Source organism: Solidesulfovibrio carbinolicus, from assembly GCF_004135975.1.
GTDB lineage: Bacteria > Desulfobacterota > Desulfovibrionia > Desulfovibrionales > Desulfovibrionaceae > Solidesulfovibrio > Solidesulfovibrio carbinolicus.
Genome location: NZ_CP026540.1, coordinates 1 through 10,471, shown reverse-complemented (window position 1 = coordinate 10,471; position 10,471 = coordinate 1). Strand labels below are relative to the sequence as shown.

The 10,471-nt window shown below is 60.0% G+C and carries 12 protein-coding genes; 3 read left to right on the top strand and 9 right to left on the bottom strand.

The features are described from left to right. Nucleotides 1–448: 448 nt before the first annotated feature. The 4 genes from C3Y92_RS20880 to C3Y92_RS20865 all read right to left on the bottom strand — a co-directional run bounded on the left by C3Y92_RS20880 (nt 449) and on the right by C3Y92_RS20865 (nt 2,778). A complete protein-coding gene (locus tag C3Y92_RS20880) occupies nt 449–883 on the bottom strand; it encodes a hypothetical protein (protein WP_129356184.1) in 435 nt (144 codons plus the stop codon). 28 nt (nt 884–911) lie between these two features. Next, entirely contained in the window at nt 912–1,460 is a 549-nt protein-coding gene (locus C3Y92_RS20875; RefSeq protein ID WP_129356182.1) for a hypothetical protein, read from the bottom strand. 72 nt (nt 1,461–1,532) lie between these two features. Then, complete coding sequence (locus tag C3Y92_RS20870; RefSeq protein ID WP_129356180.1) at nt 1,533–2,114, bottom strand: helix-turn-helix domain-containing protein; 582 nt, start codon at nt 2,112–2,114, stop codon at nt 1,533–1,535. After that, nucleotides 2,101–2,778: a recombinase family protein gene (locus tag C3Y92_RS20865; RefSeq protein ID WP_129356178.1), complete on the bottom strand. Its 678-nt coding sequence runs from the start codon at nt 2,776–2,778 to the stop codon at nt 2,101–2,103. The genes C3Y92_RS20870 and C3Y92_RS20865 overlap by 14 nt, the downstream gene beginning before the upstream one ends. A 218-nt stretch (nt 2,779–2,996) precedes the next feature. Here C3Y92_RS20865 and C3Y92_RS20860 point away from each other — a divergent pair, with 218 nt between their 5' ends. From C3Y92_RS20860 to C3Y92_RS21240, 3 genes are all read left to right on the top strand, one after another. Next, nucleotides 2,997–3,218 carry a type II toxin-antitoxin system HicA family toxin gene (locus tag C3Y92_RS20860; protein WP_129356176.1) on the top strand — a complete coding sequence of 74 codons (222 nt, stop codon included), beginning with the start codon at nt 2,997–2,999 and terminating at the stop codon, nt 3,216–3,218. Between the two features lie 115 nt (nt 3,219–3,333). After that, nucleotides 3,334–3,813, top strand: a complete 480-nt coding sequence (locus C3Y92_RS20855) for a type II toxin-antitoxin system HicB family antitoxin (RefSeq protein WP_165352194.1) — start codon at nt 3,334–3,336, stop codon at nt 3,811–3,813. A gap of 12 nt (nt 3,814–3,825) precedes the next feature. Then, nucleotides 3,826–3,999 carry a hypothetical protein gene (locus C3Y92_RS21240; protein WP_165352193.1) on the top strand — a complete coding sequence of 58 codons (174 nt, stop codon included), beginning with the start codon at nt 3,826–3,828 and terminating at the stop codon, nt 3,997–3,999. 634 nt (nt 4,000–4,633) lie between these two features. On the opposite strand, the gene C3Y92_RS20850 is transcribed toward C3Y92_RS21240, so the two are convergent. The 5 genes from C3Y92_RS20850 to C3Y92_RS21310 all read right to left on the bottom strand — a co-directional run bounded on the left by C3Y92_RS20850 (nt 4,634) and on the right by C3Y92_RS21310 (nt 10,456). After that, nucleotides 4,634–5,020, bottom strand: coding sequence for a hypothetical protein (locus C3Y92_RS20850; RefSeq protein WP_129356172.1), 387 nt, complete (start codon nt 5,018–5,020; stop codon nt 4,634–4,636). A 169-nt stretch (nt 5,021–5,189) separates the two neighbouring features. Further along, nucleotides 5,190–5,714, bottom strand: a complete 525-nt coding sequence (locus C3Y92_RS20845; RefSeq protein ID WP_235669742.1) for a hypothetical protein — start codon at nt 5,712–5,714, stop codon at nt 5,190–5,192. Between the two features lie 368 nt (nt 5,715–6,082). Next, nucleotides 6,083–6,712 (bottom strand): hypothetical protein, encoded by a 630-nt coding sequence (locus tag C3Y92_RS20840; RefSeq protein WP_129356168.1) that lies wholly within the window; start codon nt 6,710–6,712, stop codon nt 6,083–6,085. Between the two features lie 65 nt (nt 6,713–6,777). Beyond that, on the bottom strand, nt 6,778–10,173 hold the full coding sequence (locus C3Y92_RS20835) for a hypothetical protein (protein WP_129356166.1): 3,396 nt from the start codon (nt 10,171–10,173) through the stop codon (nt 6,778–6,780). 1 nt (nt 10,174) lies between these two features. After that, on the bottom strand, nt 10,175–10,456 hold the full coding sequence (locus tag C3Y92_RS21310) for a helix-turn-helix domain-containing protein (protein WP_207214051.1): 282 nt from the start codon (nt 10,454–10,456) through the stop codon (nt 10,175–10,177). Between the last annotated feature and the right edge of the window lie 15 nt (nt 10,457–10,471).

The window sequence follows — 10,471 nt, the reverse complement described above, 5'->3', positions numbered from 1 at the left end:
TAACACTTGTAAGGCGTGTAACAAGGTCGCGGAGTCGGCACTCCTCATCGGCGGGCATGGGCGAGAACCCATTAAGGACTCGGTGAACATAGCCTGGAGAACGCCCCAAATAGGTGGCGACGTGAGCCTGTGTCACGTTCAGGCTTGCCAACGTTCCTTTGAGGCAATGTGGCGTTATTCCAATAATTCTGGAAGCGGACGATTGAAGCATGTAAAAAACCTCCAAGATGGCACAAAGTTGTATTGTACCACCCAGGAGGTTGCAGTCTTCAATAGGGATGTGGAAAACTTTTACAGTAGAGGTTGACAAAAAGCCGCTCTGGGCCTTATCAATCTTCAACTGGACATTCGGTGTTTGGACACTAGCTTGCCGGCGCGAGTCCAAATACCTACGTAATCCATTCCTGTTGAGACCGCCTGGGGACCCCCTGGGCGGTTTCTCTTTTTATTACCCCAGGGGCAGTTGCTGTGTCAACCCCTCGGCATCTCCTCCAGATTTTTTGCCGCGCCTTTGTTGCGCCACCTTCTCTGCCGGGTTCGCTGGGTCGAAAACATATAGGTCGTTTTCGGGGTCGTACTCGATTTTGAACTTTCGGGTGAAGCCGGCATATTCGATTTCGTGGTAGTCCAGGAACGGCTTAAAGCTGACGACGACGCCGGACTTTCGCATGGCAATGGGCATGGCTCCCTCGGCCTCCAAGTCGTCAATAAACTTGATGCCGATAAGGCGCTTATCATCATCGAAGAAAAGCTGGACGCCCTTCTTTTGGTCCAGCCGAAACCGCTTCAGGGTGCCGGTCGGGATGGACAGTTGCCCGCGTGGCCAAATGCTGACGACAGCCTCATAGCTTCGCGTCTCACGCTGGAATAATTTGAACGCCATTGTCGTGTCCCCCGTGCATGTTCTTGCGCTATGTTTTGCTCAACTTCGTGATTTTGTCCACAAGGTACGCCTCAAGCTCGCGTCTGTCTTTTCGTAGTCGGACTAGCTCGGTTTCGAGCGTACCCATTTTTTGACGTAACCCCTCGTTCTCATCGGCTAGACGCTGACGTGCCATGCGCTCGTCCCGTAATTCTCCTTGGACTCGCTCCAGGGCGGCTCCCATGGTGGCCAGGTCTTCCCGGACGGCGTTGACCGACCGCATGAACTCCATGGCCATCACTTCGGGCTTCGCTGGCGGGCTGGCGTCCATGTGGCGGTCACCAGCCAGGGTTACGTCTTGGGACTCGGGCATCTCGGCGGCCATAGCCTCCCGCACCTGAGCCAGCTTCATCCCCTTGCCGAACATTTCCGACGCTCTAGTCAAAACCTGTGATGCGATTTCGACTTGATAGAGGACCAGGCGGCCGGCTCGGCGTTGGGGAATGAACTCGGCCAGGGCCAGGGCGTACCTCCTAGCGCTCGATTCCGGCAGGTCGCACACGCGCGCTATTCTGGGTAGGGGCAACCATTCATCCATGCACAGCTCCGTGGTGGACTGGTGGCGTTACTGGCGTCCACCACTTCACCACCACGTTTATGAATAGCACTTTCAAATGGTTACCCGCAATTGGTGGCGTGTAAATGACGCTCGTCCGCCACCGTCGCTCCGCGTTCTGCTTGGTGCCTTGCCCCTGCGTGGTGGAGTGATGGCGGTGTTCATCCACCACTTCGTTTTGGCGGCCCACCCCTCACCGAACAGCCCCAGCTCGTCCTTGCCGGCCAACAGGTCTATGGGTACGGAATTTTCAACCATGGTCGCACCTCCGATGCGGTTGTGGTGAAGGCCCTGGCCTGGTGTTACCAGCACCGACCGGGGCCGCTTTATTGCTACGCCTCCGGCACGTCCGGGGCGGTGGGCTGCTCCATAATGCGGGCGACCCTCTTTGCCGCCGATATACCACTTTCTTTCCCCGATGCGCTTGGCCTTAATTGTTCCTTTGGCGCACCATCTCCTGATTGTAGATGCCGGAATGCCTGATAGTTCGGCAAGCTGCGTCACTGAATATAATTTCGTTTCGTCCATATCGTTCCCGTCCAGGTGAACAGCCAAAGCATCAAGCCGGTCCTGGTCAATTTCTCGTAGCAGTTCGACAAGGCGTCGATATTCGAACTCGTCCTTAAGCTGCTTCACCAGTTACCCTCAGATAGACTTGGCGCACCATGGGCGGGGTCCAGGCGCGGCCCGTCTTGGTCAGAATGCCGTCGGCATTGAGCTGGCCGGCGATGCGGTGGTAGCCGTAGCCCTTGGCCCTCAAGCTTTCGATGAGGCGCAAAGCCCTTTGCTCCGCCTGATTCTCCACCAGCTTGCCGGCCGCCACGTCGTAGCCGAAAGGAACGCCTCCGCCGGTCTTCTCACCTCGGGACCGCTTGGCCTTCAAAGCGTCCTTGGTGCGCTCCGCGATGGCTTCCCGCTCCCATTGCGCCACGCTCATAAGCACGTTGAGCACCAGCCGGCCGCCGGCGCTGGACGTGTCCACCTGTTCGGCAACCACCAGAAGGTGGGCGGCCTGAAAGTGCTGCTCCAGCAGTTCGCCCATGTCGCGGACGGAACGGGTCAGGCGGTCCAACTTGGCGACCAGGAGTCCGTCGCCCTTGCCGGCGCGGATGTTGGCAAGCGCACCTTGCAGGCCAAGGCGGCGAAGGTTCTTTCCGCTGGCCGCTTCCGTGACGACCTCCACCAGCTCGTGGCCGTACAGCTCGCAATAAGCCCGCACCTTCGCGGCCTGTGCTTCCAGCCCAAGCCCGCTTGCGCCTTGCTCGTCCGTGCTGACCCGGGCGTAGCCGATGACCTTCATGGTGCTGCCCTCCTGTTGCTTTGGAATATGGCATTATGAGCGATAAGTGTCAAAAACTTCCTTATAAGCGACAAATCGTAAGTCTTCGACCGAAGGGTTACGGTCTGGACGTGCTGATCGGCGTCCCGATGCCGGTCCCGGTGCGTGACAGCCACTTGACTACAGGACATAAATGTCCTACCTATCGTTCATGACATCGCTGAGGAGGAAAAAAGAGCGTGAAAGGCAAGGAATTTATCCGGCGCTTAAAGCGAAATGGCGTCGAAATCGTCGAGGGTCGCGGAAAAGGTGGCCATGTGTGGGCCAGTTATAATGGGAAGGGGACGACGGTTCCTTTCCACGGCAGTACGGATGTTGATCCGGACTTCTTGAAGGAGATTTGCAAGCAACTCGGGATGAACCCCCAAAGACGTGCTCTAGAAAAAGCTGACATTAGCTAGAACATACTAGTACGAGAGAACTACCGTACACACTAAAACAGTTACTTATCAGCACCATATTAATAATATTTGATCGTTTCATAATCTATATTGGAACATATTAATGGAGTGTCACATGTACGATTATCCTGTCGCCTTAACTCGCATGAATAACGGCGATGTGATGGTCAAGTTCCACGATGTCCCCGAGGCGCTGACTTACGGCGAAAATGAGGCTTTTGCCCTGGAATGGGCGCAAGATGCACTTCATGTCGCCCTGGCCGACTATATGGACGGGCACCGGGATATCCCGGTGCCGTCCGCGCCGGCACCGGGCCAGCCGACTGTCAGCCCGTCGCCCATGGTAGCGCTCAAGCTCGCCCTCTATCAGGCCATGCGGGACCAGGGGGTTTCCCAGCTCCGCCTCGCCGGCCTGCTCCATTGCGATGCCCGGCAGGTGCGCCGGCTCCTGGACCTTGACCACCAATCCACCGTCAACCAGCTCATGGACGCGGCCGAAGTCCTGGGGTTCCGCCTCGGGTTCGAGCTGCGAAAAAAGCCTGGTGGCAACCTGGCCGGTGGCCGTGTTACCCAGCAACCCGCTTGCGCCTGCTAAAGCCTGCTCCCCATGGAATGGTTCTTCATCGGCATCGCCGCGCTTGTCGTCCTGACCCTGGCCGTCCTGCCCATCTGGAAGGCCAAGCACCAGCCCAGCAGCGTCCACGGCCGCTTCGACTTCGACGGCTACAAGGAAGGCGAGCTGTCCCAGCGAGGCGTCCAGGACAAGACGAAATGGCGGTGACCAAGTTCACTTCCAGGCCATTCCCGCGCAGTACGCACGCGCGCGCGTGAGGCTTTGCTGGTAACTACGTGGTAACCACGGACGTGGTGCGCCCCCCTCCCCATGCTTCATCCTGACCATGGGAACCATGGATAACCCCCACCCCCCATGCCCCCCGACGATGCCGCGGGACTCCAGGCTGGTAGTACCCGGCCCAGGAATTTTTCCCCGCTTGGCCGTGAAGTGATTCCGGTCAGGACGAATTGTACGCGCCCGCGCGCGAGACGTGACCCTGGCGTGGCAGTGACGGAGTTAAGTGCGCAGTACGCGCAGGCGCGCGCGTGAGGCTACCTACACCCACCCGGCTTTTATCTTGAACAGGGGGCCAGCTCCACCACGTCGCCATGCCTCCACAAAATCGGAAGGTGCGCGACGGGATTGTGGTTCTTCGGGCGGATTATCGGACATGTACGCGCGGGCGCGCGCGAGGGAATGGTGGCAACTTCCTGGCAACTGGAAACCTCGACGGGTCCTTCCAGGCCATTTCCAAAGCGGTGGCGATGAGCCGCAGCTTTCCGCTAGGCACAGCGTAAAATAATCAGTTGAAACTTGACACTTTGCCCGCAGAGCTAGACGCCGTGCGGCCTTCAGGGTGTTAACCTACCTGTTCAACCGCGTTGACCAGCAACGATTCGGTGATAACCCCACGCCTCTTTTCAGCCTGTTTTTTCAGGCCGGCTTGGACGGGTGACCCAAAGGTCAGGGCGCGGGGTGTTTCGATTGTCCTGGGACGGAAACGGGCTCCTCCGCCAGCAAGCTGATACTGCTCCTGGGCATGACGACGCAGCTTTTCCCGCTGCTCGGCGCTGATGTACGGATTGCGCCCGGTCCTGAATGGCCACAAGACGCACGGCTCCAGGTCCATGAACACCTTGCCGGCGGTGCAGGTGGCCGGCTCCTCCCCGGGCTGGCACTGTTCGCGGCAGTACCCGGTAATGACGCGGACCAAGCGGCGGTCGGCTCCCTGCTCGATGACGCCCATGCGGTGGCCATGGAAGGCACAGGCCCGGTGACGCACACTCCGCCACAAGCGGGGAGCTGCCTCCCATGCAGGCCAAGCAAAACCGCCCTGATGGACTCAAGCGCGGTTCGGCGCTTTCCTTCAAAGCCAGGGACTACAGGCTTTTTCGTCATGTAGTTCATTCCTATCGCTAGACCGTGATGTTGAATCGTTCCGCCGCAGCCATCCAGAACGCCGATTCGAGTTTTTGAATCTGCCACCTGATGCGGTCGAAAGTTCGCTGGTGCATACCCTTCGGCTTGAAAGTGACCGGGTACGCCGTACCAGCCCTGACCTTGACCCGCTCCCGCAGCTTGTTGGACCGGCGCAGCAACCGGGACATAGCGTCCTCGTTCTCGACCGCGTAGGCGATGCCGTGGCAATGCCTGCACCAGAACCGCCGGCCGCCAAACAGGACCCCCACGCGCCGGGCACATCTCGGGCACAGGAACCAGGTCCGTGCCCCACCGAAATGGCAAGGCGTCAGGTCCAGGCCCACAAGCTCGTCCACCTGCTCGCCGTCCTTGGTCCCGTACATGAGGCGGATGGAATCGGTGCTGGTGAAGATGCTGATGCTCCCGGCGGGCTCGTCGCCCCAGGACCAGCTCCACGAAAAAGCCAGCCCTGGCCGTAGGCAATCCCGACGATGGAGCTGCCGCACGTCCAAGCGCAGCATGTGTTCCCCTACCGGACGCCAGCCGGGCCTACCTCTACTCATGGTTGAACCTCTCCCAGAAATTCCAAATCAATAGGGAAAAGGCCATCAACTATTTATATCTTACCAATCCACTCTTCCCACAAGACGGACAAATAGGCTTCATTGAAGCAAGCATATCTTCAGGCATATCCTTACTAGATGTAACTGTAACACCTGCCCCTGAAAAGCCATGTAATGTATATTGTTCCCATAACGAGCTATAAGGACTGTCGTTTTCAGAACAAAAGTAGATACCCTTCATGTCCACATTCACAGACCAACGCTGTTCTGGTACGCACCGTCATAAAAATATCCTTCTAGTATTTAATTATACAATAACCACTTCGTCACCTGGTAGCCCGACGCTGGTCCAGAATTGCCTCAATGGCGGTATGGTGTTTCGTGACCCATGTGCAGAAGTTCCTGGCATGGCCATGGACCTTCAATCCCTTGGCCTCCAGCTCCCGGAACAGGGCCGTGACGTTGAAGTCCCAGCCGCCCACCTCCTCCACCTTGTCGGCAACGGCCTCCAGCAAGGTGCCCTGGTCAACTCGTCCATTCCAGTTCCGACGCTTGGCGGGTTCGCCCTCGGCTCCGCCGTCCTGATCCTCGGGAGCATCGACCGGGGCCTGGGGCGCTTCGGCTTCCAGATCATTATCGCGGTGGACGGGTTCCACGGGCATGATGACGGTGGCGGAGGGCATGGTGGACGCCTCCACCCTGGCCAGGCGCTCCTCGATGCCGGCGAGCTGATCCTTGAGACTGACCACCACGGGATCGAGACCACCGGCAACAGGACCGGCGACCATAGGCAGCTCCATGCCGGCGGCCACGATGACAGCCCGGGAAACCAGGTCAGCCACGGATAAGCCCGGGGACGCGGCCTTCAACTGCTCCAACGCCTCGACGGCGGCTGGCTCCAGCCAGACCAGCACGTCCCGGTAACCCTGCTCACGCTTTCGTTCTTTCCAGCCCATTGCCACCTCGCTTCTATATAAGACTTATATAAGTGACTTATATAAACAGTCAAGGGGTCGGAACATCAAGCACTTATTGCGGCAGCAGTCGCTTGAACAGGTGCCGGTTGAAGGTGAAAGCCATCGAAAGTGTCCACCAAAGGAATGGCTCGCGGTGGTGGCAAGAAACTGACCAGCCCCAGACCACGAGGTCGTCGGCCGGTTGGTTGAAGCAGGGGATCACAGCGCGGCATCGGTTTGTCCGAAACTTTGGGAGGAAGCACGTACACCCGGGCGGTTCCATGAGCTTCCACGCGAATGATGGCGGTTCCGGTCGCGGTGGCGCTGGGTACGGTCAATGGCTCCTCCTGACCCTTCCACAGGGATTGATTGAATGTCAGGCCGTACTGTTCGCAGAAGCGGCGCACAGCGGACACGAACCCGACGGCGGCCTGGGCACGACCACCACCATGAACAGTGCGGGGGCGGTACTCCAGGGATGGCAGACCAAGCTCATTTTCCAGGCGAGCCATGAGGCGCGGCCAGGCATGACCACGATGCCCCAGACGGATGGGAGAAAGTCCCTCCTCCATTGCGCGGACCCTTATAAGAATGTCCTTTATTAGGGTGGGCGCAATGGCGAACGGGGTTTCTCCGGTCAACAGGGGTTCGATGCGTTCGTGCCAATCGTGTTCGTTGGCCTGGTCTTCGGCCCGAAAGATGCCTGCCACGTGGGCCAGCTCGGGGAACATGAAGCCGAAATGCTTGGCCAGGACCAGAAGCCGCTCGTAGGCTTGCTCCTCGACGTTGGCCTGGCCCCCTTGGCGCTGCCTGTCGATGATGAATGAAGGCTTTCCCAACTCATGGGGCCATTCACGGCCAACAATCACTAGGGTCTTCGACGCCATCACCGGCCGGACTCGGTTCATGGCCTGGATAAGATCGCGTGGACCAAGGCCGGAAAACCAGATGTCCCTCGCGTCCTGGTCACCACCGAATAGGGCCAGCTCCAGGTCGAGTACCCCGGCCCTGTTCGCCGTCGGCGTCCCAAATGCCAGGGCGGCGTCGTAGTCGCGCCAGCAGTCAAGGCCACGACTGGACCAGTAATGCGTGCTTGCCCATACCCTGTTCGGGTCTACCCGTTTTGCCAGCTCCAGCAGGGCGGCCTCGGCGGCCTGGTGGGTTACCAAAAGTACGTGTCTGTCCTCGGGGCGTAGATTCGCCATGGCCTTGCGGAAAACGGCTTCCAGCTTCTCCTGGTCATCCAGCAGCCGGCCCATTTTCCATTTGCCCATGGCTTGGCGCAACCAGACGCGCCTGGCAGGGGGTAGTTCCACGGCGGTGTCCACCACCTTGAATGACCGCGAGAACAGTGCTTCCAACTCCCGATGGTCGCCGGTAGCGTCCAAGGCCACCAGACGCACGTTTTCGGGCAGGTCGGGCACTACGTTTCGCAGGGCGCGGAAAGTCACGGGGGTCATGGGGTGGGGCTGGCATCGAATATAGGCGCTGCCCTGGGCCGTCTCGTCCAGTCCCATCCACATCCAACGGAGCATGGCCAGGTCCACCTTTTCGTCCCACAAGCGGCGTTGCCATTTGCCGGGCTTTTCGTCTTGGTGCTGATCGAAGTAGGCGATCTGGTCGGAGAGGGCCTCGCGCTCGGCCTTGGTGATGTCGGCCGCTTCCCACAAGGACATGGTGGCTTCCCACTCGCCACTCGGCGGCGTGGTGGCGTAGAGGCGGCCATGGGCTCCGCCATTCTCGGACGCGACCTTGCCCAGCAATCGCTCGGCCGTGACTTCAATTTTCGCCAGGGCGGTTTCGGCGTGACCGACCAGCCGGGCTTTTAGTGCGGTGAAGCTGCCCTGGTAGACCGTCTCCTGGCGCATCAGGTCGCGCAGTGGGCTTTCGTCCACAATCCATTCCCGCAGCCACCGCTTGATTTTGGGCAGGACAAACGGCGCAGCGGTATGGGCCGCGATAACCAGCCCATGCTCTAGGCCTTCGAGTTGATGGAAGTGGGCGCAGTTCTCACGGCTCATGCACTTGGCACAGACCAACAGGGCCGGCGAAAAACCCATGGAAGCCACGTGGACGCAATAGTCAGCTTGCTGGCATGTTTCCTTGGTCCGGCCCCGGTACTGGCGCACGTCCACGTCTAGGCCATTATCTTCGGCCATGTGGCGGGCCTTGGCGGCCAGTTCCTCGGCCAGTGCCGTGGTGGGGACGGTCAGCAGCACCACGCCATCTTGGGACACCTCCAGGGCGTGCTCCAGGCCTGCATGGGACTTGCCGACGCCGGCAGGAATTTTCAGCAGCAAGGCCGGGTCATCGCCGGCCAGGGCTTTGCGGATCGTCTGGCGGGCTACCTCCAGGGGGATGGCTTCACGTGGTGGCTGGTGAAATTCATGCTCCACCACCTCGTCGTTGGGGGACAGCTCGGGTGCCCATTGGCGCAGGGCCAAGCCGCGACGGAACTCCTTGCCTTGAAGGTCAACGGCCATCTGGCCAGCCTCGCAGCCAGTCCGGTGACACTTCAACCACCCACCGCTCGTGACCCACGGGTTGCCCCAGGTTGCGCCGCAGCTCGGGCAGCGGGAAAGTCGGTGGACGACCTGTTCCCCAACGCTAATTTTCCGGGTGGTGATTCCGAAACCATGCAGGTGTTCCAGAACCGCCTTCATATCCACGGTACGGCGTTTTTCTCGTGGCGGGAAATTAACCCTAATGACGCAACGCCGCAGTTCCAGCTCGCGCTTGTAGTGCGCCAGGATGGGCCGCCAAGTCGGTGGGGTCCAGCTCCGGGGAATGACGCGGGCGATGTCGTGGACGGCTCGGGACGGGTCGGGACGGCCCTGGACTAGGCGTTCGTAATCGCCGGGGGTCAGGTCGAGAAGCTGGCCGGGATGATCCAGGAAATGGATGTGCCGGTCACCCTTGTCGCCTTGTGCGGATGGGCCGCGATAGGCCCAAAGTAGCAGGGGTGATGCGTTGCCGGTCAGGGGAGCGGTGTCGATACCGGGCCATTCGGAAGCATCGCGGATCATCGCCATGAAGGCCTGAGCCAGTTCGGGTTCGACCGCGAAGGGCCAGCAGAACCGAAACCCGGAACCGGTCAGGGCGACCACTAGCCCGTCATCCAGACCGTGTTCGGCAAGGCGCAGGAACAGCTTCGCGGCAACGCGGATATTGTCCGCCACACGGCCGTGGGCTTCGCCTGGGGCCTCAATGTCCAGCCACGGAAGCACCACCCGGCCGGCTGGTGTCTCGGACCAGGCCGTCAGCCAGATGCCCACCCGCCCGTCGGCCAGCTCGGGCAGGGGCAGGCCCGCCACCATGTCGGTGACGTGGCCCGCCTCTATCGTTCGCCAGGATGGCTTTTTGCTGAACTTACTAGGCTTGAACGCCAGTTTGATGGTGTCCGGGCCACCGTAGTGACCCGGACCATATTCCGGCGGTTCAAGTTCGTTGACTCCGCTCACCCTAGAGGCTCCCGTCTACCGTAGCGGACGGAGGCTCTTGCGTCAGGGTGTAAAGCCCGACGTTGTGGAGCTTCCCGTTGCTGTTATAGCCGGGGACGCGCCACATCTCTATCACGAACCCTGCCTTACGAAGCTCTTTTACCCGGCCAGGCGGATGTAAGATGTCCAGGTCGTGACGGGCGTCGGTGGTAGTTATGGGGCCTTGGCGTAAGCGGTGCAGGAGTCGAGCCCGCTGGGCATCACTGGAGTTGCCCTGACACTCCGGCGGAGTCTGGCTAGACATGGCTAGACTCCGCTA